This is a genomic window from Streptomyces sp. CA2R106 (assembly GCF_037034245.1).
GTDB lineage: Bacteria > Actinomycetota > Actinomycetes > Streptomycetales > Streptomycetaceae > Actinacidiphila.
The window spans coordinates 1-25,713 of sequence record NZ_JBAGKC010000024.1; the positions used below are offsets into that span (position 1 = coordinate 1).

General features: G+C 74.9%; 15 protein-coding genes and 3 pseudogenes. 2 read left to right on the forward strand and 16 right to left on the reverse strand.

Annotation, left to right across the window (positions count from 1 at the left end; all coding sequences use genetic code 11):
- Window positions 1-72: 72 nt before the first annotated feature.
- The 5 genes and pseudogenes from WA788_RS26735 to WA788_RS26755 form a co-directional block, all read right to left on the reverse strand.
- On the reverse strand, window positions 73-1,758 hold the full coding sequence (locus tag WA788_RS26735) for a ribonuclease J (RefSeq protein WP_335981422.1): 1,686 nt from the start codon (window positions 1,756-1,758) through the stop codon (window positions 73-75).
- 256 nt (window positions 1,759-2,014) lie between these two features.
- A complete protein-coding gene (dapA, locus tag WA788_RS26740) occupies window positions 2,015-2,914 on the reverse strand; it encodes a 4-hydroxy-tetrahydrodipicolinate synthase (protein ID WP_335981425.1) in 900 nt (299 codons plus the stop codon).
- 183 nt (window positions 2,915-3,097) lie between these two features.
- A pseudogene (thyX, locus tag WA788_RS26745) lies at window positions 3,098-3,547 on the reverse strand (FAD-dependent thymidylate synthase); the annotation flags it as partial.
- Between the two features lie 3 nt (window positions 3,548-3,550).
- Window positions 3,551-4,477 (reverse strand): annotated as a pseudogene (locus tag WA788_RS26750) (HNH endonuclease); the annotation flags it as partial.
- A pseudogene (locus WA788_RS26755) lies at window positions 4,457-4,762 on the reverse strand (FAD-dependent thymidylate synthase); the annotation flags it as partial. The pseudogenes WA788_RS26750 and WA788_RS26755, both read right to left, overlap by 21 nt.
- A gap of 163 nt (window positions 4,763-4,925) precedes the next feature.
- Between WA788_RS26755 and WA788_RS26760 the strand changes: the two are divergent.
- Window positions 4,926-5,468 carry a hypothetical protein gene (locus tag WA788_RS26760; RefSeq protein ID WP_335981428.1) on the forward strand — a complete coding sequence of 181 codons (543 nt, stop codon included), beginning with the start codon at window positions 4,926-4,928 and terminating at the stop codon, window positions 5,466-5,468.
- Window positions 5,469-5,502: 34 nt separating this feature from the next.
- On the opposite strand, the gene WA788_RS26765 is transcribed toward WA788_RS26760, so the two are convergent.
- The 6 genes from WA788_RS26765 to WA788_RS26790 form a co-directional block, all read right to left on the reverse strand.
- Window positions 5,503-6,003 (reverse strand): hypothetical protein, encoded by a 501-nt coding sequence (locus WA788_RS26765; RefSeq protein ID WP_335981430.1) that lies wholly within the window; start codon window positions 6,001-6,003, stop codon window positions 5,503-5,505.
- Window positions 6,004-6,008: 5 nt separating this feature from the next.
- Window positions 6,009-6,806 (reverse strand): 4-hydroxy-tetrahydrodipicolinate reductase, encoded by a 798-nt coding sequence (gene dapB / locus WA788_RS26770; RefSeq protein ID WP_335981431.1) that lies wholly within the window; start codon window positions 6,804-6,806, stop codon window positions 6,009-6,011.
- A gap of 91 nt (window positions 6,807-6,897) precedes the next feature.
- Window positions 6,898-8,274, reverse strand: a complete 1,377-nt coding sequence (locus tag WA788_RS26775; protein WP_335981434.1) for a M16 family metallopeptidase — start codon at window positions 8,272-8,274, stop codon at window positions 6,898-6,900.
- Window positions 8,271-10,490 (reverse strand): polyribonucleotide nucleotidyltransferase, encoded by a 2,220-nt coding sequence (locus WA788_RS26780; RefSeq protein ID WP_335981436.1) that lies wholly within the window; start codon window positions 10,488-10,490, stop codon window positions 8,271-8,273. Before WA788_RS26780 ends, WA788_RS26775 begins: the two co-directional genes overlap by 4 nt.
- Window positions 10,491-10,901: 411 nt before the next feature.
- Window positions 10,902-11,189: a 30S ribosomal protein S15 gene (gene rpsO, locus WA788_RS26785; protein WP_033173003.1), complete on the reverse strand. Its 288-nt coding sequence runs from the start codon at window positions 11,187-11,189 to the stop codon at window positions 10,902-10,904.
- A gap of 152 nt (window positions 11,190-11,341) precedes the next feature.
- Window positions 11,342-11,998 (reverse strand): chloramphenicol phosphotransferase CPT family protein, encoded by a 657-nt coding sequence (locus WA788_RS26790; protein WP_335981444.1) that lies wholly within the window; start codon window positions 11,996-11,998, stop codon window positions 11,342-11,344.
- A gap of 307 nt (window positions 11,999-12,305) precedes the next feature.
- Here WA788_RS26790 and WA788_RS26795 point away from each other — a divergent pair, with 307 nt between their 5' ends.
- Window positions 12,306-15,701, forward strand: a complete 3,396-nt coding sequence (locus WA788_RS26795) for an SCO5717 family growth-regulating ATPase (RefSeq protein WP_335981447.1) — start codon at window positions 12,306-12,308, stop codon at window positions 15,699-15,701.
- Between the two features lie 199 nt (window positions 15,702-15,900).
- On the opposite strand, the gene WA788_RS26800 is transcribed toward WA788_RS26795, so the two are convergent.
- From WA788_RS26800 to WA788_RS26820, 5 genes are all read right to left on the reverse strand, one after another.
- Window positions 15,901-16,860 (reverse strand): bifunctional riboflavin kinase/FAD synthetase, encoded by a 960-nt coding sequence (locus tag WA788_RS26800; protein ID WP_335981450.1) that lies wholly within the window; start codon window positions 16,858-16,860, stop codon window positions 15,901-15,903.
- A 134-nt stretch (window positions 16,861-16,994) separates the two neighbouring features.
- On the reverse strand, window positions 16,995-17,678 hold the full coding sequence (locus tag WA788_RS26805; RefSeq protein WP_335981452.1) for a phosphatase domain-containing putative toxin: 684 nt from the start codon (window positions 17,676-17,678) through the stop codon (window positions 16,995-16,997).
- A 156-nt stretch (window positions 17,679-17,834) separates the two neighbouring features.
- Window positions 17,835-18,764 carry a hypothetical protein gene (locus WA788_RS26810; protein WP_335981454.1) on the reverse strand — a complete coding sequence of 310 codons (930 nt, stop codon included), beginning with the start codon at window positions 18,762-18,764 and terminating at the stop codon, window positions 17,835-17,837.
- Window positions 18,761-21,226, reverse strand: coding sequence for a PEP/pyruvate-binding domain-containing protein (locus WA788_RS26815; RefSeq protein WP_335981456.1), 2,466 nt, complete (start codon window positions 21,224-21,226; stop codon window positions 18,761-18,763). Before WA788_RS26815 ends, WA788_RS26810 begins: the two co-directional genes overlap by 4 nt.
- A 277-nt stretch (window positions 21,227-21,503) precedes the next feature.
- A complete protein-coding gene (locus WA788_RS26820; RefSeq protein WP_335981457.1) occupies window positions 21,504-25,529 on the reverse strand; it encodes a serine protease in 4,026 nt (1,341 codons plus the stop codon).
- Window positions 25,530-25,713: the final 184 nt, after the last annotated feature.

A 25,713-nucleotide genomic window follows, 5' to 3' on the forward strand; every position in this document is an offset into this window, starting at 1 on the left:
TGCCAACGTACTGGAGCGGGCCGCCGGATGCAAATCCGGCGGCCCGCTCCCTGGAACGATCTTGACGGTGCGTCAGACTTCGACGACCACCGGCAGGATCATCGGACGGCGGCGGTAGGTGTCGGACACCCACTTGCCGACCGAGCGACGGATGATCTGCTGGATCTGCCGGGTCTCCATGACGCCGTCGGAGGCCGAACGGGACAGCCCCTCCTCGATCTTGGGGATCACCGCGGCGAACGCGTCGTCCTCGATGCCCGAGCCCCTGGCGTGGATGTGGGGACCGCCGACGAGCTTGCCCGTGGTGCTGTCGACCACGACGAAGACCGAGACGATGCCTTCCTCGCCCAGGATGCGACGGTCCTTCAGGGACGACTCGGTGATGTCGCCGACCGACAGGCCGTCGACGTACACATAGCCGGCCTGGACCTTGCCCGCGATCTTCGCCTTGCCGTCGATGAGGTCGACGGCGACGCCGTCCTCCGCGATGACGGTGCGGTCGCGGGGAATGCCGGTGAGCATGCCCAGGTCGGCGTTGGCCCGCAGATGGCGCCACTCGCCGTGGATGGGCATGAGGTTGCGCGGCTTGCAGATGTTGTAGAAGTACAGCAGCTCGCCGGCCGAGGCGTGCCCCGAGACGTGGACCTTCGCGTTGCCCTTGTGGACGACGTTGGCGCCCCAGCGGGTCAGTCCGTTGATCACGCGGTAGACCGCGTTCTCGTTGCCCGGGATGAGGGACGAGGCGAGGACGACGGTGTCGCCCTCGACGATGCGGATCTGGTGGTCGCGGTTGGCCATCCGGGACAGTGCGGCCATCGGCTCGCCCTGGGAACCGGTGCAGACCAGCACGACCTTCTCGTCGGGCAGGTCGTCGAGCACCTTGACGTCGACGATGAGCCCGCTCGGCACCTTGAGATAGCCGAGGTCGCGGGCGATGCCCATGTTCCGGACCATGGAGCGGCCGACGAACGCGACCTTGCGGCCCCGCTCGTGGGCGGCGTCCAGCACCTGCTGGATGCGGTGCACATGGCTGGCGAAACTCGCGACGATGATCCGCTTCTCCGCCTTGGCGAAGGTCTGCCGGAGCACCTGCGAGATGTCGCGCTCCGGCGGCACGAAGCCGGGGACCTCGGCGTTCGTGGAGTCGGCCAGGAGCAGGTCGATGCCCTCCTCGCCGAGCCGCGCGAAGGTCGGCAGGTCCGTCAGGCGCCCGTCGAGCGGGAGCTGGTCCATCTTGAAGTCGCCGGTGACGACGACATTGCCGGCCGGGGTGCGGATGGCGACCGCGAGCGCGTCCGGGATGGAGTGGTTGACCGCGACGAACTCGCAGTCGAAGGGGCCGATCCGCTCCCGGTCGCCCTCCTTGACCTCCAGGGCGTACGGGCGGATGCGGTGCTCCTGGAGCTTCGCCTCGACCAGGGCGAGGGTGAGCTTGGAGCCGATCAGCGGGATGTCGTCCTTCTCGCGGAGCAGGAAGGGGACGGCGCCGATGTGGTCCTCGTGGCCGTGCGTCAGGACGATGCCGACCACGTCGTTCAGCCGGTCGCGGATGGAAGTGAAGTCCGGCAGGATCAGGTCGACGCCGGGCTGCTCCTCTTCGGGGAAGAGGACGCCGCAGTCGACGATGAGCAGCCGGCCGGCGTATTCGAAGACGGTCATGTTGCGGCCGATCTCGCCCAGTCCGCCGAGCGGGGTGATGCGCAGACCGCCCTCCGCGAGTGCCGGCGGGGGACCGAGTTCAGGGTGCGGATGACTCAAAGGGTTTCTCCTTACCGCGCATGCCAGAGGGCCCCTCGTGGGGGCCGCGGCCGGCGCGACGCTGTTCCGGTGTTCGAGTGGTGCTGCCGCGTTCGGAAGGCTTTTCCGACGCTGACGTTTTCGTGGTCCGGCGTCCTGCGGACCGAAGTGTGGCGTCCGGCGTCTCCGCGGGCCGCGCGCGGCCTGCCCGGGCCCGGGCGGTGCCGCGGAGCGCTGCGGTATTCAGTTGTGAGGTCCTGTGGTGTTCCGGCCGTGCTCAGAGGTGTACCCCGCCCGCGGCGAGATCCTTCCTGAGCTGCTCGGTCTCCTCCTCGCCGAGGGGGACCAGGGGCAGCCGGAGCGGGCCTGCGGGCAGTCCGCGCAGCGCGAGGGCGGTCTTGGTGGTGATGACGCCCTGGGCGCGGAACATGCCGGTGTAGACGGGCAGCAGGCACTGGTGGATCTCGGTGGCCTTGGCGACGTCCCCGCTGGTGTACGCGTCCAGGAGGGCGCGCAGCTCGCTGGAGACGAGGTGGCCGACGACGGAGACGAAGCCGGTGGCGCCGATCGACAGCAGCGGCAGGTTGAGCATGTCGTCGCCGGAGTACCAGGCGAGGCCGCTGCGGGAGATGGCCCAGCTCGCGGCGGCGAGGTCGCCCTTCGCGTCCTTGTTGGCGACGATCCGGGGGTGGTCGCCGAGCCGGACCAGGGTCTCCGTCTCGATGGGGACGGCGCTGCGGCCGGGGATGTCGTAGAGCATGACCGGCAGGGCGGTGGCGTCGGCGATCGCGGTGAAGTGCCGGTACAGGCCCTCCTGCGGGGGCTTGCTGTAGTACGGCGTCACGGCGAGCAGGCCATGGGCGCCGGCGCGCTCGGCCTGGCGGGCGAGGGCGGTGCTGTGCGCGGTGTCATTGGTCCCGACGCCGGCGACGACGTGGGCGCGGTCGCCCACGGCTTCGAGGACGGCGCGGACCAGCCGGTCCTTCTCGTCGTCGCTGGTGGTGGGCGACTCACCCGTGGTGCCGTTGACGACGAGTCCGTCGTTGCCCTGGTCCACGAGGTGGGCGGCGAGCCGCTGTGCGCCGTCGGCATCGAGGGCGCCGTCGGCGGTGAACGGCGTGACCATGGCGGTCAGCACCCGCCCGAAGGGGGCGTCAGGGGTGGAAGTCGGAGCCATACGTCCCACGTTACTGGGTGTGTGTGCGGCTGCGCAGCCATGGTCGGCGCGGCCTGTGGACAACCGGGTCCGCGATGAGGACTCCAGCGCTGCCTGCTCGGGGGTTCAGGCAGCACCGGAGTCCGTTTCCGCAGCCTAGATGAACTTCGCGAATGCCTGCAATCCGAACACTTCGGACATTTCCTAGGGGGCGACTCGGCCGTTCGCGTTGAACGCGGCGTGCGTGAGCGGCATCAGCTTCGCCCACTCCGCCTCCATCAGCTCGCCGACCATCTCGATCTCCCGCTGCGGGAAGGACGGGACCCGGGCCAGCTCGTGCTGTGTCCGCAACCCGAGGAAGTGCATCAGCGACCGGGCGTTGCACGTGGCGTACATCGACGAGAACAGCCCCACCGGCAGCGTCGACCTGGCCACTTCCCGGGCCACCCCGGCCGCCAGCAGCTCCTGGTAGGCCGCGTACGACCGCTCGTACGACTCCGCCATCACGGCGAGCGCCGCCTCGCGCTGCTCATCGCTCCCGGCCACGAACTCGTACTTCCCCGGCCGGCCCTGCTGCACGAGCTTGCGCTCCTTGCCCGGCACGTAGAACACCGGCCGCAGCTCCCGGTACCTCCCGGACTCCTCGTTGTACGAGTTGTGGACGACGATCCCGTTCGCCAGGAAGTTGTGCCACGGACCGGCGACGGCCAGGTCGTAGGTCATCTCCTCGCCGTCCTCGACCACCGCGGTGATGCGGTCGGGGAGTGCGACGGCGATCTTCCCGCCCCGCTGGGCGAGCGCCTGCTCCGAGGCGCTCTTGGTGGCGTGGCACTCCTCGCAGGCGGGAGCGAGGTTGCCGGTGTCGAGGGCCTTCGTCAGGTCCGCGGCCACCGGCACCACATGGTCCAGGGCCAGGGACCCGCGCGGGAAGCTGCCGCCGCACAGGTGGCAGGTGTCCGTCTCCGCGATCAGGCGCTCGCGCTGCATCGACGTCCACACGCCGATGCCGCGGCGCAGGCTCGGCGGAACCAGCCCCGCGGACGGGCGTACCGCGGTGCCCGCGCTCATCACGGCGTCCCCGGCAGCCAGCTCGCCCGCCTTGCGCCAGCCGTCGGGGGTGAGGATCGCGTGGTCGACCGAGCAGCGCAGGGTGCGGCCGCCCTCGGTGGTGATGCGGATCAGGGACTTGGTGCCCGACTCCATGACGTCGACGATCCGGGCCCGCTGGGTTCGGAGGGTTTCCTCGTCGTAGCACCGCACGTGGTTGCGGCGGACCGACTCCAACCGGCGCACCCGCGTGCTCGGGTGCTCCTCGCGGAACTCCGCGACCGCGCTGTCCGCCGCCTCCCGGCTGTCGTACAGGCCGAGGTAGTGGTTGCGGCCCTGGTGGCGCGCCTGCGCCATCCACTTGCCGGCCTTGGTGTGCCAGGTGGCCCCACCGGCCGGGGTCGGCAGCCGCTCCTCGACACCGTGGTGCCACTGCTGGTAGAGGTCCTTGATCGTGCGGCGGCGCAGTCCGCCCGCCTCGCTCTCCAGGGTGATCTCGGTGTCGCCGGCCAGGCACCATCCGGCGCGGTGGCGCATGAACTCGCGGATGACGAAGATCGGGGCGCTGATGAAGAAGGTCATCGAGTTGTGCTCGAAGGGGCTGCCGTGGCGGTCGCGCATCAGGTAGTTGATCAGGCCCTTGGAGCGCTCGGGGTCCTTGGTCAGCTCTTCGAGGGACTGCTCGCCCGCGGTGGAGACGCGGGCCGCCCACAGGACGTCGGTGTCGGACGCGCTGTGCTTGACGAGCTCGACCGTGACGTCGTCCCGCAAGTGGACGGGGGCGGGGGCGGGGGTCTCGGTGGCGGGCTGGTCGGTGGACACCGGCGGGTCCTTCCTGTTGTCTGTTGTGCGCCGCTCAGCTTATGGGGTGGGTCCGGGCGGCAGCCGCAGCCGGGCCGACCCGGAGCTTGGCCGCCGCGACCGGGCCGGATAACCTCACCCGTCAACAGCCCTTGCACCTGACAGCAGCCGAAGGATTCTCCGCGTGTCCTTGCCCTTCCGCTCCGCCGCCGCCGTTGACGACGAGTACGCGACCGGCCGGCCGCTGCCCGCCGACCTGCGGGACCGCTGGATGCGCCCGTACCGTCCGGGCCCCTGGCGGGTCGCCGTCGCCGCGCTGGCGCTGATGCTCGCCGCCTACCTGCTGTTCGCCGCGCTGATCATGGTCGCCGCCAAGAGCGTGCAGGGCGGGGGTGTGCTGGTCCTGTTGGCCGCACTGGTGATCGCGGGCACGCTGCGGCTGCTGCGGATGGGCGTGTGGCTCAGCGGCAGGGGGCTGCGGCAGGTCGGGTACTTCACCACGGTCACCGTGCCCTGGCCGCAGGTGACGTCGGTGCGCACCGCGCAGCAGCCGGTGCGGGTGCTGGGGCTGCCGCGCAGTGTGCAGGGGCAGGCGCTGGTGATCAGCCGGCGCGGTACCGCGCTGCGGCCGCTGATGACCGACCACAACGCGGACTTCCTGGGGCGGGCGGAGGCGTTCGACGTCGCCGCGGACGCCATAGAGGGCTGGTCGCTGGAACTGCGCTGAGGGCGCCGCGCGCCTGCGGTGGGCCCATTGTCGGCTACCGCGGGTCGTCCGCGGCCTGCTGGGCGGCGCCTGCCGCCCGTACGGGCGGATGTGCCGCCTGCGCGTCATGGAGGCGGATGGCGCGCTGCATGGCCTTGCGGGCGCGCGGGGTGTCGCGGGCGTCGAAGTAGGCGACGGCGAGGCGGAACCAGTTGCGCCAGTCCTCGGGGTCGGCCTCGGTCTCGGCCTGGCGCCTGGCGAACACGGCGTCGGCCGAGGCGCGGTCGATACGGCCGCTGGGGGTGCGGGCCAGCTCGTCCACGGGCAGCCCGCCCTCGGCCTCGAGCTCCCGGCCCAGCCGTCCGGCGTGCCGGGCGAACTGGGTGGTGTGCCACAGGAACCAGGCGCCGATCAGCGGGAGCACCAGGACGGCGAGGCCGAAGGCGACGGTGACGGGCCGGCCGTCGGCGATCAGCAGCACTCCGCGGTCGCCGACGAGCACGAAGTAGAAGACGAGGACGACCGCGGAGACGGTGTAGCTGAGCTTGGCGCGCATCGGGTTCAGTCTCCCTGGTGCCCGGCGGTGGTGGTGCCGTCCGCCGCGCCGGGTCCGTCGGTGAGGAAGTGCTCCAGGCCGAAGGTGAGGCCGGGGACGCCGGGGACGGTGCGGACGGCGAGCAGGATGCCGGGCATGAAGCTGCTGTGGTGCAGCGAGTCGTGGCGGATGGTGAGGGTCTCGCCGGTGCCGCCGAGCAGGACCTCCTGGTGGGCGAGCAGGCCGCGCAGCCGTACGGAGTGCACCGGGACGCCGTCGACGTCGGCGCCGCGGGCGCCGTCGAGGCCGTGGGTGGTGGGGTCGTGCTGTGCCGGGCGGCCGGCCTCGGTGCGGGCGGCGGCGATCAGCTGGGCGGTGCGGGTGGCGGTGCCGCTGGGCGCGTCGGCCTTGTTGTCATGGTGCAGCTCGATGACCTCGACGGACTCGAACCAGGGGGCCGCCTGCTGGGCGAAGCGCATGGTGAGGACGGCGCCGATGGAGAAGTTGGGGGCGATGAGCGCGCCGGTGCCGGGCGAGGCGTCGAGCCAGCCGCTCAGGGTCTCCAGCCGCTCGGGGGTCCAGCCGGTGGTGCCGACCACGGTGTGGATGCCGTGGCCGACACAGAACTCCAGGTTGGCAAGGACGGAGTCGGGGTGGGTGAGTTCGACCGCGACCTGGGCGCCGGATTCGGTCAGCGCCTCCAGCCGGTCGCCGCGGCCGACCGCGGCGACCAGGTCGAGGTCGTCGGCGGCCTCGACGGCGCGGACCGCCTCCGAGCCGATCCGGCCCTTCGCACCGATGACGGCCACTCGCAGCTTGCTCATCGTTGGGGAGTCCTCCGGGTGTAAGGGTCACGCAGCAGGGCGTGCGGGTGTTACACGGTGCCTGCCTGCGCACCTGCGGACAGTGCGCAGGCTACGCGATGGCCTCGTGCAGCCGTGCGGCCTGCTTCTCCTTGACCGGCCCTATGACCGCCAGGGAGGGCCGCTGCCCCAGTACATCGCGGGCCACCTCGCGTACCTGGGCCGGGGTCACCGCGGCGATCCGGGCCAGCAGGTCGTCCACGGACAGCTGCTCGCCCCAGCACAGTTCGCTCTTGCCGATCCGGTTCATCAGGGCGCCGGTGTCCTCCAGGCCCAGCACGGTGGAGCCGGAGAGCTGGCCGATGGCGCGGCGCAGTTCCTCGTCGCTGAGGCCCTGCTCGGCGACGTGGTGGAGTTCGTCGCGGCAGATCTTGAGGACGTCGGGCAGGCGGCGCGGCTGGCAGCCGGCGTAGACGCCGAACATGCCGCAGTCGGCGTAGGAGGAGGTGTAGGAGTACACGGAGTAGGCCAGGCCGCGCTTCTCGCGGACCTCCTGGAAGAGCCGGGAGCTCATGCCGCCGCCGAGCGCGGTGTTGAGGACGCCCAGGGCCCAGCGGCGTTCGTCGGTGCGGGACAGGCCGGGCATGCCGAGCACCACGTGGGCCTGTTCGGTGCGCCGGTCGAGGATCTCGACGTGTCCGCCGCCGCGGATCGTCCGCTTCCCGGCGCGGGGCGGCTGGGGTGCGGCGCCGGTGTCGGTGAGGGCGCCGGCGCGTTCGAAGGCGCGGCGGACCTGGCGGACGACGGTGGCGTGGTCGATGTTGCCCGCGGCGGCGACGACGAGCCGGGTGGGGTCGTAGTGCTTGCGGTAGAAGCGGGCGACCTGGTCGCGGGTGAGGGCGTTGACGGTCTCGACGGTGCCGAGGACGGGGCGGCCGAGCGGGGAGTCGCCCAGGAGCGCGGTGGTGAACAGGTCGTGCACCTGGTCGCCGGGGTCGTCCTCGGTCATGGCGATCTCCTCCAGGACGACGCCGCGTTCGGCGTCGATGTCCTCCTGGCGGATCAGGGACCCGGTGAGCATGTCGCAGACCACGTCGATGGCGAGCGGCAGGTCGGTGTCGAGCACCCTGGCGTAGTAGCAGGTGTACTCCTTGGCGGTGAAGGCGTTCATCTCGCCGCCGACGGCGTCGATCGCCGCGGAGATGTCGAGGGCGCTGCGCCGCTGGGTGCCCTTGAAGAGCAGGTGCTCCAGGTAGTGCGTGGCGCCGTTGAGGACGGGGGTCTCGTCGCGGGAGCCGACGCCGGCCCAGATGCCGAAGGTGGCCGAGCGCACGGTGGGCAGTGTCTCGGTGACGACGCGCAGGCCGCCGGGGAGCACGGAGCGGCGTACGGTGCCGGTGCCGTCGGTGCCGGGCAGCAGGGTCCGTGTGCGGACGGCCCGCCCCTTGGTGGAGGGGCGGGCCGTCACTGCGGTGGAGCGGGTCGTCACTTGGCCGACTCGTCCTTCTGCTCCGCGCCGTCGTCCTCGCCCTCGATGACGGGGATCAGGGAGAGCTTGCCGCGCTGGTCGATCTCGGCGATCTCGACCTGGACCTTGGTGCCCACGCCGAGGACGTCCTCGACGTTCTCGACGCGCTTGCCGCCGGCGAGCTTGCGGATCTGCGAGATGTGCAGCAGTCCGTCCTTGCCGGGCATCAGCGAGACGAAGGCGCCGAAGGTGGTGGTCTTCACCACGGTGCCCAGGTACCGCTCGCCGACCTCGGGCATGGTCGGGTTGGCGATCTGGTTGATCATCGCCCGCGCGGCCTCGGCCTGGGAGCCCTCGGTGGCGCCGATCAGGACGGTGCCGTCGTCCTCGATCGAGATGTCGGCGCCGGTGTCCTCCTGGATCTGGTTGATCATCTTGCCCTTGGGGCCGATGACCTCGCCGATCTTGTCCACGGGGATCTTGATGCTGATGATCCGCGGGGCGTTGGGGGACATCTCGTCCGGGGAGTCGATGGCCTCCATCATCACGTCGAGGATGTGCAGGCGGGCGTCGCGGGCCTGCTTGAGGGCCGCGGCCAGCACCGACGCGGGGATGCCGTCGAGCTTGGTGTCGAGCTGGAGGGCGGTGACGAACTTCTTGGTGCCGGCGACCTTGAAGTCCATGTCGCCGTACGCGTCCTCGGCGCCGAGGATGTCGGTCAGCGCGACGTAGTGCGTCTCGCCCTCGATCTCCTGGGAGATCAGGCCCATGGCGATACCGGCGACGGGGGCCTTGAGCGGCACACCGGCGTTCAGCAGCGACATGGTGGAGGCGCAGACCGAGCCCATGGAGGTGGACCCGTTGGAGCCGAGCGCCTCGGAGACCTGCCGGATCGCGTAGGGGAACTCCTCGCGGGTGGGCAGGACCGGGAGCAGGGCGCGCTCGGCGAGCGCGCCGTGGCCGATCTCGCGGCGCTTGGGGGAGCCGACGCGGCCGGTCTCGCCGACGGAGTACGGCGGGAAGTTGTAGTTGTGCATGTAGCGCTTGCGCGTCTCGGGCGCGAGCGTGTCGAGCTGCTGCTCCATGCGGAGCATGTTGAGGGTGGTGACGCCCAGGATCTGGGTCTCACCGCGCTCGAACAGCGCCGAGCCGTGCACCCGCGGGATCGCCTCGACCTCGGCGGCCAGGGTGCGGATGTCGGTGACGCCGCGGCCGTCGATGCGGACCTTGTCGCGGATGACGCGCTGGCGGACCAGCTTCTTGGTCAGGGCGCGGTAGGCGGCGGAGATCTCCTTCTCGCGCCCCTCGAACTGCGGCAGCAGCTTCTCGGCGGCCAGGCCCTTGACCCGGTCCAGCTCGGCCTCGCGGGCCTGCTTGCCGGGGATGGTGAGCGCCTGCGCGAGCTCGCCGGTGACCGCGGACTCCAGCGCCTCCAGCACGTCGTCCTGGTAGTCCAGGAAGATCGGGAACTCGGCGGTGGGCTTGGCGCCCTTGGCGGCCAGTTCGGACTGCGCCTTGCACAGCACCTTGATGAACGGCTTGGCGGCCTCCAGGCCGGCGGCCACGACCTCCTCGGTCGGCGCCTCGACACCGCCCTCGACCAGCTTGATGGTGTGCGCGGTGGCCTCGGCCTCGACCATCATGATCGCGACGTCGCCGTCGTCCAGCACGCGGCCGGCGACGACCATGTCGAAGACGGCCTCCTCCAGCTCGCTGTGGGTCGGGAACGCCACCCACTGGTTCTTGATCAGCGCGACCCGGACACCGCCGATGGGGCCGGAGAACGGCAGGCCGGCCAGCTGCGTGGAGCAGGAGGCGGCGTTGATGGCGACCACGTCGTAGAGGTGGTCGGGGTTGAGCGCCATGACGGTGCAGACGACCTGGATCTCGTTGCGCAGGCCCTTGACGAAGGACGGGCGCAGCGGGCGGTCGATCAGCCGGCAGGTGAGGATGGCGTCCTCGGAGGGGCGGCCCTCGCGGCGGAAGAAGGAGCCGGGGATGCGGCCGGCGGCGTACATGCGCTCCTCGACGTCCACCGTGAGGGGGAAGAAGTCGAAGTGCTCCTTGGGCTGCTTCGAGGCGCTGGTCGCCGACAGCACCATGGTGTCGTCGTCCAGGTAGGCCACGGCGGAGCCGGCGGCCTGGCGGGCCAGGCGGCCCGTCTCGAAGCGGATGGTGCGGGTGCCGAAGGAACCGTTGTCGATCACGGCTTCGGCGTAGTGGGTCTCGTTCTCCACTATCGGGTTTCTCCTCGTTTTTGCCCGCAGGGCGTGTCCCTGCCGGGCCTTCGGTGGAGGTGCGTCGTCCCGCCGGGGCCGGTCTTCGATCGAAGCCTCCGGTGGCGGGTGCCACCCGGGGGCCACTACCGAGGACCGGCGTATGCGGCGGTCAGGAGGACGCTCCTCCTCGTGCGTTGTCAACACCCGAACGGTGTCAACAGCCCCATTGCACCAGACGCGGGCCGGATCGCGCACGTCATGCGCGCGGCCCGGGCGGGTGCCGCGGGTCCGTCGAACGGCTACTCGGAGCCGTCCGCCGGAAAGTCGTACGGAACATACGGATACGGAACATACGGAACGGTCGTACGGAAGGCCGTACGGAAAAGGGAGCGGTCCCGTGTCGAACGGGGACCGCTCCCTGGTGGCTTCCTAGCGGACGCCGGCCGCACCGGCACGGATGCCGAGGCGCTCGCGCAGCTCACGGAAGCGCGTGATGTCCTTCTTGGCCAGGTACTGCAGCAGACGGCGGCGCTGGCCGACCAGGATCAGCAGACCACGACGCGAGTGGTGGTCGTGCTTGTGGGTCTTGAGGTGCTCGGTCAGGTCCGAGATCCGGCGCGACAGCAGTGCGACCTGGACCTCGGGGGAGCCGGTGTCGCCCTCCTTGGTGCCGAACTCGGCGATGATCTGCTTCTTCGTCTCGACGTCGAGCGACATACGGACTCCTCAGGGTGTCTACGGCCTTCGAGCGCCCCCGGTCTGCATCGCGGGGGAATCTCACATGACTCGCAAGGCGCTGCCACGCGGTGCGTGCACACGCGTGGCCGCCACCCAGGGTAGCAGGGCGCGTCGACCTCCCTACCCGCGGGTCACCCCGGGTGGGCGGCGTGGCCGGCCGGGTACGCCGACCAGGGCGCGCCCGGGTACGCCGCGCGGGCCGCCCGGGCCGCCTGTGCCTCCCGCGCGGCCCGGATCGCGCGCAGCCGGCGGAAGGCGGTCGGCGGGCGGCCGCAGGCGACGCGCGACTCGACGTACTCCTTGACGAGCTCCGCGCAGGCACGCGGCGAGGCGGTGCCGGTGTCGCACTCAAAGTCGTACACGCCGTGGGCGTGCACCCGGGTGTACTGGTAGGCGGCCAGGCCCGGCGGACGGTCGGCGCGCGCCTGCTCGCGGCGCTTGAGCTCCGGCAGCGGGCAGTGCACGCCGATGAGGAAGACCTCGGCGTCGGCGAGGACGGTCAGGCAGTCGTCCAGCCGCCACGGCTCGCTCAGCACGTGGTCGACGACGAGGTCGTTGCCCGCGGCGGCCATTCCCGCCACGGCGCGGTGGTATCCCATCCGGGTGCGGGTGAGCACCGCGTCGAGCGCGTCGGGGGCGACGTCCTTGGCCGCGCGCATGGCGTTGATGCCGTCGACCGGGAAGTGGAAGTAGGGGTCGCCGTCGAGGATCGCCAACAGCTCGCGGGCGATGCTCGACTTGCCCGCGCTGGACGTGCCGTTGAGGAAGATGATCCGCCCGGGGCGCATGGAGGCGATCGTATACGCGCTTCACAGCGCGGCGACAGCACAGCCGCGCGGGCGGTGGCAGGCGGTGGCGGGTGGCGGCACGCGGCGGCGGGCCGGGCGGGGCGGGGCCGAGGCGCGGCCGAGGTGTCCGGGGCGATTCGGGCGGGAAGGAGCGGAAAGGGTGTCCGAACGGCCTGACGGCGTACGGCGACCGGCTATTAGGCTGTCCGTCGAAGTGGCGGGGACCGCGGGGCACAGAAGAGCCCGTGCGGCACACGGGGTGGGGAGACGGTGACGCGTTGCTCCCCGACGCAGACCTGGAGGCATTGTGAGCAGCGATCGGGACGACAACCGCGCGGGCGGGGCCGCCCCTGTCGAGGGCCCCTCCGGGGGTGAGGTCACGGACATCACCGGCGAATACCGCTTCGATTTCACCCCTCCGGCCTGGTACATGCAGAGCGGCAGCGACCCGGACGCCGACAGCGGCGCCGACGCCGAAGCGGAGCCGGACAGCCCCGCCGCGGCCGCGGCGGAGCCCGAGGGCTCGGGGTCGCGCGCGCCGGTCTGGGAGCCGCGGCCCGAGGCCGGCGCGGGTGCCGCGCCGGGTGACGCGTCGTCGTGGTCGGCCGCCTCGCTGCCTCCGGTGGGGGGCCTGGGCAGCGGTTCGGCCTCCGGCGCCCGGGTCGCCGCGGGCGGCTCGGCTCAGCCGGAGGACGCCAGGCCCTCCTGGTCCGCCTCCTCCGTACCGTCCGTGCCCGCCCCTGCTGCCGTCGAGCCGAAGGACGCGCCTGCCGGTGCGCCGGAGCCGGAGGACGCCAAGCCCGCCTGGACGCAGGACGAGGAGGAAGAGGACGACGGCTTGCCGCCGCTTCCGCCCGGGTCCGAACTCATGGCCAAGAAGAGCGACGCCCCGGCGGCGCGGGGGTCTTCGGCCGAGGGCGACCACCGCTCCCCCGCCGCGATGCGCCGCGAGATCGAGGAGCGGGCGGCCGCGATGCTGGCGAAGGCGGAGTGGCCGCCGCGGGACACGCGGCCCGCGGCCGAGCCGGCGGCGCCCCCGCAGGACGCCCGGCCGGAGGCCCGGCCGGAGAACGAGGCCCCCGAGAGCGCGCGGCCGGCTGCCGCCCAGGAGCCCGAGGCGCAGGACGCGCCGGCGCAGAAGCGCGCGCCGGTGTGGACGCCGCTGCCGGTGCCGCCCGCCGAGGACCCGAAGCCGTGGACGCCGGACGCGCCGCGCGGCCCGATGCCGCCGCTGCCCCCGCAGTTCCAGCGCGCCGAGGAGCCGGCGCCGCCCGCACCGGCTCCCCCGGCCGCGCCCGCCGCCGGCGGCCCGGGGGCGGACTTCCCGCCGCCGGTCGGGCAGCCGGTCGTCCCGGCCGGGTACGGCTTCCCGCCGCCGTCCGCGCAGCCGCAGCCGCAACCGCAGCCCGTCCAGCAGCAACCGCAGCCCGAGGCGCCGCAACCGGCCGCGCCTGCCGAGCAGTTGCCCGCGCCCACGGGGTACGCGCAGCCGCAGCCGGCCGCCGCGCCGCTGCCGCCGCCCTCGCCCCAGGCCCAGCCGTCCGGTTTCGAGCTGCCGCGCCCGACGGGGTACGCGCAGCCGCAGCCCGCCGCGACGCCCCCCGCTCCCCCGGCGCCGGCGCCTGCTCCGACCGCGCCTCAGGAGCCCCAGGCGGCGCAGACCGCCCCCGCCGGGCCCGGTTACGGCTTCCCGCAGCAGCAGCCCCCCGCGCCCGCCGGTCCGACCGGGCACGCCCAGCCGCAGCCCGCCGCGGCTCCCCCGGCACCGGTACCGGCCCCCGCCCAGGAGCCTCCGGCCGCCGCCGGATACGGCTTCCCGCAGCAGGGCCCGCCCGGTCAGCCGGCCCAGCCGCACGCCGCGCCCGCGCTCCCTGCCGCGGAAGGCCCGCAGCCGCACGCCCCGGCACCCGCACCGGCCCCAGCTCCGGCCGCCGCACCGGTGCCGCCCGGCGGCGTCCCGCCGCAGCCCGGGTACCCGCAGCCGGGTCCGTCGCAGCTTCCGGCGGCCGCCGGGGCCGGACCGGACGGCGGGTACGGCTACCCGCGCCAGCCCGGCCAGCCGCAGCCCGAGGCCGGCTCGCTCCAGCCGCTGCCCCAGCACGGCGCGTACGGCTTCCCGCAGCAGAACCCGCCGGGTGCGGCCGCCGCGCCCGAACCGGCGCCCCAGACGCCCCCGGCGGCCGCCCCGCCCGCCGCACCGGCCGCGCCCGTCGACCCCCGCGCGGGCGGCTGGCCGACGGTGACGCCCGACCAGCGCCAGCGCACCACGCAGGGCGGCGCGCCGCTCGGCTACACCGCGGCCGTCGAGCTGAGCTCGGAGCGGCTGCTGCGCAACCAGCCGAAGCCGAAGCGGCCGGGTGCCAACGCGCAGCCGTCGCGGTTCAAGATCGGCGGCAAGAAGGAGGAGGCCGAGCGGAAGCGGAAGCTGGAGCTGATCCGCACCCCGGTGCTGTCCTGCTACCGGATCGCGGTGATCAGCCTCAAGGGCGGCGTCGGCAAGACGACCACCACGACCGCGCTCGGCGCGACGCTGGCCAGCGAACGGCAGGACAAGATCCTCGCGATCGACGCCAACCCGGACGCGGGCACCCTCGGCCGCCGGGTGCGGCGGGAGACCGGCGCGACCATCCGCGACCTGGTGCAGGCGATCCCCTACCTCAACAGCTACATGGACATCCGGCGGTTCACCTCGCAGGCGCCCTCCGGCCTGGAGATCATCGCCAACGACGTGGACCCGGCGGTGTCCACCGCGTTCAGCGACGAGGACTACCGGCGCGCCATCGACGTGCTGGGCCGCCAGTACCCGGTGATCCTCACCGACTCCGGCACCGGATTGCTCTACAGCGCGATGCGCGGCGTGCTGGACCTGGCCGACCAGCTGATCATCGTCTCGACGCCGTCCGTCGACGGCGCCTCCAGCGCCAGCACCACCCTCGACTGGCTGTCCGCGCACGGCTACGCCGAGCTGGTCTCCCGCAGCCTGACCGTCATCTCCGGGGTGCGCGAGACCGGCAAGATGATCAAGGTGGACGACATCGTGGCGCACTTCCAGACCCGCTGCCGCGGCGTGCTGGTCGTGCCCTTCGACGAGCACCTGGCCGCGGGCGCCGAGGTCGACCTCGACATGATGCGGCCGAAGACCCGCGAGGCGTACTTCAACCTCTCGGCGATGGTCGCCGAGGACTTCGTACGGGCCCAGCAGGCGCAGGGGCTGTGGACGCAGGACGGCAACAACCCGCCGCCGGTGCAGGCGCCGCCGATGCCGGGGCAGCCCGGCCAGCCCGCGGCGTTCCCGCCGCCCGGTCCGTACGGCGCCCCCCAGGACGGCGGCGGGCCGTACCCGGTGCCGGGCGGGCAGCCCGGCCCCGAGCAGCCCCCGAACCCGTACGGCGCCCCGCCCGCCGGCCCGTACGGCCAGCCGCAGCCCGGGCCGTACGGCGGGCAGCCGATGCCGCCCGGCCAGGTCCCGCCGGGCCAGTACGGCGCCGCGCCGGCCGGTCCGCCGCAGCCGTACCCGCCGGCGCCGGGGCAGCCGGGGGCCGGGCAGCCGGGCTTCCAGCCGGAGTCGGCGCAGCCGCAGGCGCCACAGGCCCAGCAGGGTTGGCCGGGACAACCGGACCAGCCCGGGCAGCCGCCGCAGAACCCGCAGCCTCCCCAGCAGGGCTACGGCTACCCCTCGCCCCCGCCGCCCCCGCAGCACTGACCGCCCGCGCCCGACGCGTCCGACGACGCGCCGGGCGCGCGCACGCGCGACCCCAGGGCCGCCGCCGTGGCGGCGGCCCTGGCGGCGTACGAACGGCCCGCCGGACGACGACCGGATGGAGCGGCAGCCGGGTGCTGGTCACACGCGAAGTCCGCGACCGCGTGCAGGCCGTCGGCTACGCGTACGGCCGGCCCGGCGGTCAGGTGCGGGGCGGTTCGGCGGTCTCCAGGAGCTCGCGGGCGCGCTTGACGTCGTCGGACATCCGCTCCAGCAGCGCGTCGATGGTGTCGAACTTCTCCATGCCGCGCAGGTAGGCGAGGAAGTCGACGGCGACGTGGAGGCCGTAGAGGTCCAGGCCCACGCGGTCGATGGCGTAGGCCTCGACGGTGCGGGCGGTGCCGTCGAAGGTGGGGTTGGTGCCGACGGAGATGGCAGCGGGCATCGGCTCGCCGTCGACGTGCAGCCAGCCCGCGTAGACGCCGTCGGCGGGGATCGCGGTGTGCGGGAGCGTCTCCACGTTGGCGGTGGGGAAGCCCAGTTCGCGGCCGCGCTGGGCGCCGCGCACCACCACGCCCTCGACACGGTGCGGGCGGCCCAGCACCTCCGCGGCGCCGGCCACGTCGCCCTCGGCGATCAGCCGCCGGGTCAGCGAGGAGGAGAACGGCTCGCCGCCGCCGGCGGTGCCCCGGACGAACAGGTCCACGACCTCCAGGTCGTAGTCGTACTTCAGGCCGAGCGCGGACAGGAAGTCCACGTCGCCGGCGGCCTTGTGGCCGAAGCGGAAGTTGGGGCCCTCCACCACGAGCTTCGCGTGCAGCCCGTCCACCAGCACGGTGCGCACGAACTCACTCGGCGTCAGCTTGGAGAACTCACTGGTGAACGGCAGGATCAGCAGCGCGTCCACCCCCAGTTCCGCGACGAGTTCGGCCCGCCGGTGGTGCGCCGACAGCAGCGGCGGGTGGGTGCCGGGCCGGACCACCTCGCTGGGGTGCGGGTCGAAGGTCACCACGACCGAGGGCAGCCCCAGTTCCTTCGCCCGCTGCACGGCCCGCCCCATGATGAGCTGGTGCCCGCGGTGCACACCGTCGTACGACCCGATGGTGACGACGCTGCGGCCCCAGTCACCGGGAACGTCCTCCAAGCCCCGCCACCGCTGCACCTTGACGCTCCGCTTCTGCTGGTCGGCCGCTGCTGGGCCGGGTCTTCACTGTCTCAAGCCGTCATCGCTCTACCGCGCTGCCGTCATGGCTCTACCGCGCTACGGACAAGCCTGCCATGCCGCCGCGCGCCGCCTCACAGCGACGCCTTGATCCGCCGGGGCGCGTCGAGCAGCCGGCTGATCCCGCTGACCAGTGCGGGCGGCTGCCTGCTGTCGTGCCGGCCGGCGTGCAGCACGTAGTAGACCTGCTCGATGGAGGGCGGGCCGACCGCCACGGTGCGCAGCGCGGCCTGCTCTGGGGTGGCCTGGCCGGTGCGCACCAGATACGCGGCGACCATCGCGCCGGTGCGCCCGACGCCCGCGCCGCAGTGCACGTAGACCGGCCCGTCGGAGGCCCGCACCACCCGCAGGAAGGCGTCGACCTGCGGCCCGGTCGGGGTCTGGCCGTCGCGGATCGGCAGCCGCACGGCGGTCAGCCCGGCCCGGGCGGGCAGCGCGGACTCCCGGGCGGACAGGTCCTCCGCGCGCAGGTCCACCACCGTGCGGATGCCGTCGGCGGCCAGTTCGCGGTAGCCGGCCGCGGTGGGCGCGGAGCCGCGGTAGACCTTGGCGTCGACCTTGAGGAAGTGGTTGATCCCGGCGGGCGTGTGGCGGCCGCCGGACGCGTCGTGCCGGGCCCACGCGGTGAGCGCGAGCATGCCGCCGGCTGCGCCGGCCCACAGCACGCCGTAGCCGAGCAGGCAGCACACCAGCACCTTCGCTGTGCGCCGGACCAGCGCCTGTACGGTCCAGGCGTCCGCGGCCGCGTCCCCGTCCACCGGAACGGGGAGCGGGGGCGCGGTCGGGAGGGCGGGGGCGGGTGGAGCCGGGGCCTGGGACAAGGCGCTGTTCACCACCTGGGTGGAAAACGGGGGACGGTGGCCACAGGCTACTCCGCCGCGGCGCCCGCGCGGTCAGAGCGACCGCGGCCGCGGTCAGTGCGGAGGCGCGGCCTGGCCGTCGCCGAGGACCTTCGCCGACACGCGGTTGGCGGAGGCGTCGGTGAGGCAGCCGCGCAGCCGCAGTACGTCATGGGGGCTTAGCGCGGGCCGGATCACGCCCGCGTACACGCCGTCGGACAGCACGCCGAGACTGGCGTCCGGGCTCGGCGCGGAGGTGGAGCGGCGGCAGCCCTCCCACAGGTCGCGGGCGGCCAGTTCACGGGCGGGCGCGTCGGCCCGGCCGTGCACCTTGACCTGGAAGACGACCGTGGTGGCCGCGGCGTTCGGCCGCGCCTCCTCCCGGGTCTCGGTGGCGTCGGCGAGCGCGTACACGCCCCACACCAGCAGGACGACCGCGGCCACCGCCCCAGCCACCGACAGCAGTACCCGCAGCCGCCGGGCCGGCGGCACCGCGGGCCGGTCCTCCAACTGCGGTACGGCGCCGTGCACTCCGCCCGGCGGCGCGGCCAGCGGCGCCAGCCGTCCGGCGAGGCGGCGCTCGGCGCCCGGCCGGGCGGTGGCGGCCGCGATCCGCTGGATCACCCACGCCACCCCGGACAGGGCCGCGCCGGTCACCATCAGGATCGGCACGAAGACGAAGGTGCGCGAGGCGCCCCCGCCGGGGTCGGCGCCGTCCCCGCGGCCGTCGCCGAGCCAGCGGAAGGGGTGGGTGGCGGCCTGGTCACGGGCGTGCTCCAGCCGGCGCCGGATCTCCTCGGCGCGGGCGTCGGAGTCGTTGAGCCGGCGCTCCAGCCGCCCCATCCGGCCGAGTAGGATCGCGAGGACGAGGAAGCCCTCGACGGCGAGCAGCAGCACCCCGCAGAGCACCGCGCGCTGCCACTCCCAGCGGTAGAGGTAGACGACGAGGTAGACCGCGGCGGCGAGGGTGGACAGGCCGCCGAACAGGTAGCTGACGTACTTCATGCCGCGGCCCCCTTGCCCTGCGCGGCGCCCCCGGCGTCCGGCGGCGGTACGGGCGCGGCGGCGGGTACGCCCGTCGCCACCGACGACGGGTCAGCGGGCCCGTCAGCCGCGGCAACGGAATCACCTCCCGTGCCGAGCCCCTTGCCGCCGTCCGGCGGCGGATCGGCGCCGGGGAAGGCGTCCTCGCCCGGACCGCCGGGGCTCCGAGGACCGGGCACGGCGCCGACCGGCCCCGCGGGACTCCCAGGACCGGTGGCGCCAACCCGCCCGCCGGGGCTGCCGGGTCCGGGTGAGGTCTCGGGCTCCTGGCCGGGAGCGGGACGTCCGCCGGGGGCCGTGTCCCCGGAGTGCCCGACCGCGCCGGTCACGCCGTCCACTGTCAGCGCCGTGCCCGGGACGTAGCGCTCGACGGCGCGGGGGACGCCCACCGCGGTCGGCACGCCGTACTCGCGGGCCAGCACCGCCAGGTGGGACAGCACGCTGCCGGTCTCCGCGACGAGCCCGGACAGGCCGGGCAGCAGCGGGGCGAGCGCCGGGTCGAGGGTGCGGACGACCAGCACCGGGTGGGGCGGGCGCGGCTCGCTGCCGTGCCACGCGGTGCCTGTGCCGCGGCCGCCGCCCGCGCCCTGGCCGGTCTCCGCGCCCCGCGCCCCGCGGCCGGTGCGCACCGCCTGCGGCCGGCCGTCGGCGGCGAGCCGGAACGCCGCCGGGAGCGGGGCGGCCGCGGGGCGCGGCAGCCGCTCGGCGAGGTCGGCGGGCCGGGGGCCGCCGTCGGCCACCGCCATGAGTTCGCGCCAGCGCAGCTGGGCGATCCGGCCCCGTTCGGCGGCCGGGCCGTGCGTGTCGATCCGCCCGCCGATCTCCCGCACCATCGCGGCCTGCATCTCCTGCACCCACCGGATGCGCAGCCGCAGCCCCTCGCGGACGGACAGGAACCCGACGCCGCGCGGCACCCCGTTCCATCCGACGCGCTCCGGCAGGTCGGGGTGCTCGCCGAGCGACGGCGGCAGCAGGGCCAGCAACACCGGCTGGCGGCGGAGCAGTTCGCGGTCGGGACGGCCGCCCGCCCGGCCCTCGGCGAGCACCGCCAGCGCCTCGCCCGCGGCGGTGCTCCCGGGGTCGGCGTCCAGCAGGGCGCCGGCCAGGGACTCCTGCGCGTGCAGCGACGCGAGCACCGTACGCCCCCAGGCGACCGCGGTCAGCAGCTCGCCGCTGAGCATGTGGCGGGGCGCGGCGAAGTTGTGCAGTTGCCGGTCGACGTCGGCCATCAGGTCCCGGGCGAGCAGCGGCAGCGCCGTCCGCAGCCGACCGACCCGCCACGCGGCGGCGGCACGGCGGGCGCCGGGCGCGGGGTTGACGAAGTCGAGCACCGGGTGCGCGGCGGGCACCGCCCCGAGCAGCCGCAGGTCGGCGGCGGCCCGGCCGTCCACCGCGGTGGCCACCGGAAGTCTGCGCAGCTTGCGGCGGGGCGCGGCCCCGGCGATGTCCAGGGCGAGGGCCAGCCCCTGGTTCATCGGGGCCAGCCATAGGTCCTCCTCCAGAGGTTGGAGGACGCCCGGCAGTGTCTCGGCGACCGGCCCGGGGCCCAGCAGCCGCGCGCCGCGGGGCGGGCGGGACGCCATCGCGGTGATCGGCCGGGTCTGGAAGAGCCAGAGCCGGCCGGCCGGGTCGAAGCCGAACTCGACGTCCTGCGGACCGCCGTGGACGGACTCGGTACGGCGGGCCAGCCGGACCAGTTGGGCCAGTTTCCGGCGGTCGAGCGGTCCGGTGCCGTGCGGCTGGGCCGGTTCGGTGTGCAGCAGCCGCCCGCGGCGGGTGAGTTGGTAGCGCACGCCTTGGGTGCTGCCGTCCACGAGCCGGTCGGGGCCGCCGGCGACCGCGCTGACCAGGATGTGGTCGTAGCGGCCCTCGACGGGGTCGGCGCCGAACATCACGCCGCCCGCGGCCGCTTGGAGCATCGGCTGCACCAGCACGGCCATCCCGTGCAGCGGGTGGCCGGCCTCCGCCCCGTCCGCCGGTGCCACCCGCAGCGCGGAGTCGAGCACCTGGCGGACCGCCCGGGTGAAGGCGTCCCAGCCGCGTACGTCGAGCACCGAGTCGAAGCGGCCGGCCATCGAGGAGTCCTCGGTGTCCTCATGGGCGGAGGAGGAGCGCACCACCAGCGCGGCCGGTTCACGGGCCTCTTGCGGTGCGGGTCCCGCTGTGCCGCCCGCCAGCTGTTCCCACGCCGCGCGCACCGCGCCGGCCCCGGCGGGTGCGTCCGGCGCCCGGTCGGCGGGGACCAGGACGAAGCCCGGCAGCACCGGCAGGCCCGCGGCGGCGGCCCGCGCGAGGTTCGCCGCTTTCGCCCCGGCCACGGACGGGTCGGCGGCCGCCGCGGTGTCCAGCGGCGCCACCGCCATGGCCACGGCTGTCGTGTCGAACCCCTCGATCCCCTCGTTCCCCTCGATCCCTTGGGCCATTGCCTGCTCCTTCCGGCGGTCGCCGTCCCTCGGGGCGCTCCGCGGCGGCGGCCGCGGATCGCGCGACCGCCTCCGACCACCCTCAGCGTCAAGGACAACGCCTCTTCACCTACGAGACTTTCCGCCGTCGCCGCCGAGTTGCCTCGCGATGGGGGCCGACCGATCCGTTCCGGCCACGGCCCGATGAACAGAGGAACGGACGAACCGACGGACGGACGAACGGACGAACCGACCGGCCGGCGGGCCGATGTGACCGGCCGTCGGCCCGCCGGATCTTTCAGGAGGCCACGAGCAGGTCGTGGCGGGCGCTGGGGCCCAGCAGGGTGTCCCAGGTGACGTCGGTGAGCCACGTACGCAGCAGGTGCGCGAACGGGGGGTGCTCCGCGGCGAGCGCGACGACGGTGCGGTCGAAGCGGACGGCGCCCTCGGGGGTGCGGGTGAGCAGCATCGCCAGGCGGTGCACGAGGTCGCGGGTGAGCAGCGGGTGCTGGGTGGGCGCGGCGTGGGCCGCGGCGGCCAGGAGTGCGGCGAGCACGTCCGGATCGCGCTCGGTCTCCAGGGCGGCGTCCAGCAGTTCGTGGCGCAACGGCTGCGAGAGGTGGGTGCCGGGTGTGGCGAAGACCGGCAGCAGGACCGCCCGGACGGGCGCGGGGTGCTCGCGCAGCAGCTCGGCGGTGACGCTGAGCAGCAACGGGCGGGCACCCGGGCCGTGTTCGAGTCGCAGGTCGAGGTAGCGGGCGACGTCCGGGGCGGCCTCCGGGTGCTGCCGCAGGTGGTCCTGGACGAGGACGGCGGCCCGGCGGGCGAGCACCGGCTCCCGTACGGCGGCCAGCGCGGCGAGCACCTCGGCCGCGCGCGCCGCCGCGCGGCCCTCGACCGCGCCGACCGGCCCGAGCTCGCCCGCCGGCCGCGTGCCGCCGATCGCCGCTTTCGCGCCGGTGTCGCCGTCCACCGCCCGCAACCGGGTCCGGAAGGCGTCGAGCACCATCTCCGGGTGGGTGTCCATCGCCTCCACCAGGGCGTCGGGCGAAAGGCCCGGGTCGCCCGCGGCGAAGCCGCGCAGCGCGGCCGGCAGGTAGCGCACCCGGGTCGGGAGGTCGCGGACCAGCACCCCCAGCGCCGCGCCGTGCAGGCCGGTCTCGTCGGCCCGGGCGAGCAGGGCGAGCGCGGCGTAGCGCAGCAGTTCGCGGTCGGCGGGGCCGCGGGCGAAGCGGGCGACCCGGGCGCCGTAGGTGGCGGCGGCGACCCGGCGGGCGGGGCGCGGGTCGTGCGCCCAGCGGTCGACGGCCCGGCAGATCGCGCCCGGGTGGTCCTCGGCGAGTGCGGCGAGCACCGCGTCGGCGCCCGGGTGCCCTGCGTCGACCAGCGCCTCGGTGAGCGCGTCGGGCGCGCGGCGGCTGTGGGTGTGCAGCAGGGCCTGCGCGGCCGAGGCGACGGTCAGCCGCCCGCCGACGGTGAACGGGTGCGCCGCTTGGAGCGGGCGGTCGTCGTCGAACCAGCCGCACACCACGGGCAGCGCGGCCCCGCCCTGCTCGCGCAGCAACTGCGCCGCCACCCCCAGGAACCGGTCCTGCCGCGGGTGCTGGCCGGGCGGCCCGTCGGCCGGCAGCAGCACCCGCAGCAGCTCCAGCCGGTCCGGCACCGCCAGCGGCACCGCCCGCCAGAACCACGGCCCGAACCCGCCCAGCGCGCCCAGGTGTTCGGGGACGAAGCCGCCGACCGCGATCGCGCGCACGACGATCCGCCCGGCGAGCGCGCGCAGCACGGGCAGCAGCGGCCCGGCATCCTCGACCCGCAGCAGCGCCTCCCGCAGCAGGTGCGCGGCCCACCACTGGGCCTCGGCCCGACGCCGCTCCGCCCCGGGCGCCGCCCCGGCCGGCCGGGGCGGCTCCGTCCAAGGGCCGGCCGCGCGGACCCGACCGTTCGGCACGGTGTCCGCGTCCAGGTCCGCGCCCTCGGGCTCCCACCGGACGGGCGGGCGCTCCTGGCGCGCCCGGGGCCACGACGGCCCGGGGCGGCCGGTCCGTCCGTCGTCCAACACCTCGACCAGCGCCCCGAGATGCTCCGCCAGCGCCTCGGGCGGCGCCAGCAGCAGCGCACCGACCACCGGCCCGGCCCGGTGCCGCGGCACCGGCAGCGAACGGGGGCGCCCGGACGGGCCGACCGCCGGTGCGGGCGGGACCGGCGGCGCCCCGGGCGTCAGCCCCGGGCCGCCGGTCCCGCCGAACCGGCCCGCGGTGCGCGACGGCAGCCGGACCGGCGCGTCACCGGGCACCAGGGGCGGTACGGAGTGGCCCTCGGCGGGCGACCAGCGGTGCACCAGGGCGTTCAGCGCGGTCGGCAGGTCGAGGTGGAGGGACTGGACCCAGTCGCCGAACTCCTCGTGCGCGAAGCGGTAGCCCGCGCCGGCTGGCACGAGCAGGCCCTCGGCGAGGACCGCCGACGCCCAGCCCGTACGCCACGGGAACAGCTCCTCGAACGCCTCCCGGTCCAGTTCGCCCTGGCCCGGGCCCAGACAGCGCCGGGCCGCCTCATGGGTCTGTCCGGCCACCCGGGCGGCGAGCCGGCGCAGCCCCCGGCCGCGGACCGGCGGCGCGTCCGGTGCCGCGGCGCTCAGCCGCACCGCGATCCGCAGGCACGCCGCGTCCAGGTGGGCCGCGAAGACCTCCGCGCGGGTGGGCGGCGGGCCGGGCGCCACCCGCGGGCCGATCTCGGCCCGCACCTGGGACAGCAGCCGCAGCGCCAGCACGTGCCCGGCGTCCTTCGCGCGCAGCGCGCCCTCGGGCAGGCCGTGCCGCGCGCGAGCCTCGGCGGCCTCCGCCCCGGCGAGGTCCCCCACCCGCACGCACGGCGGCAACGGCCGTACGGCGACGCCGGGTTCGCCCTGCCCGTCCCCGGCGCCCGCACCCGCGCCCGCCCTCGGCTCGTGGACCAGCTCGGCGGGGAGCAGCGCGCCGGCCTGCTCCCAGAACTCCGGGCGGCACGCCACGACCAGCCGGGCCCGGCTGGTGCGCAGCCACCCGGCGGTCGCGGCGATCCACCCGGCCAGTTCGTGGGCGAGGACGGGCGGCATCTCCTCGGGCGCGTCGAGCAGCACGACCAGCGGGCGGCCGGCGGCGCGAGCGAGGGCCGCGACCTCCTCGGCGGGGTCGGCCGCGCCGTACGCGAGTGGTGCGGGCAGCGGCCGCCCAGGGATGTGGCCGTCCGGGCCGACCACCCGGGCGGCGGCCCGCAGCGCGCGCTCCACGGCGTCCTTGACGCTGCCGTCGCCCGGCCGCAGTTCCGCGCCGCGCACCCACACCGTGGGCGCCGGGTCGGCGGCCTCGCGGCGGCGGGCGGCCAGGGCGGCGAGTTCGGTGCTGCGGCCGGTGCCTGGCTCGCCGACCAGGCCGGCGGCGAGCGGCGCGGCCTCGCCGCGGCGGCTGAGGAAGTGGTCGAGCGCGGCGGCGATCCCGGGTCTGGGCACCGCCTCCCGGCACGGTTCGCCGGCGCCCGCGGCGGCTTCGACGCTCGCGTCGGCCAGCCGGAGGGCCCCGGCGAGGTTGAGGTGCGCGCCGTACGCCGGGACGGTCGCGGCGGCCCGGACGATCAGCTCGGCCAGCGGCGCGGGCGCCGCCCCGGGGTGCAGCGGCACCGCGAAGCCGCCGGCTCGGTGCCCGGAGTGCAGTGCGGTGACCACCACCGCGAGCACCGCGCCGGTCGCCGCGTCGACCACCGGGGTGCCGGACGCCTGCGGGCCGGCCGCCGCCAGGTCGGCGCCGTCGAGCGCCAGTTCATGGACGCCCTCCAGCAGGTGGAAGCGGTCGGTGGCGGTGTACGTGACCGAGGTGGTGCCCAGCACGGTCGCCGCGGCGGGCTGCGGCAGCCGCAGGACGGCCCGCCGGTCGCGGTGCCCGGCGCCGGAGCCTGGGGGCGCGATCGGCAGGGGGCGCACGTCGAGCCCCTCGGTCGCCACCAGCGCGAGCCCGCACCCCGGCAGCGGGGTGACCGCCTCGGCCTCGACCAGGCACACCTGGTCGCCGGGGGCGTGCAGCACCAGCCGCGCCAGCCCGTCGACCGCCTCGTGACTGGTGATCAAGGTCCCCTCGCGGTCGGCGAGGAAGCCGGTGCCGCGCGGGCGTCCGGCCAGGTCGCAGACCCGGATGAGCGCACCCGCGCCCCCCGAGCCGCCGCCGGCCCCGCTCCCGGTGCCGCCGGGCGCGCCGTCCCGTACGCCGTCGCGTGCGCCGGTCCGTCCGCCGGCCTGCTCGCCGATGTGCCCGCCCCGTCCCCGGGTCCTGCCGCCGCCGCGCACCACTGTCATGGCCTGCACTCCCCCACTCCACCCGCCCCCCACGCCCCGTTTCGTCCCGCTATCGACGGTAGGTGGCGGACGGTCCGGCGCCAAGATCGCCTGGGGAACGCGCCCCCTCCACGACCCGCCCTTCACTCCGAGCGCCCCGCCATCCGGGTGATTTCGGCGGCCCGAATGGATAGGGACAGCTCGG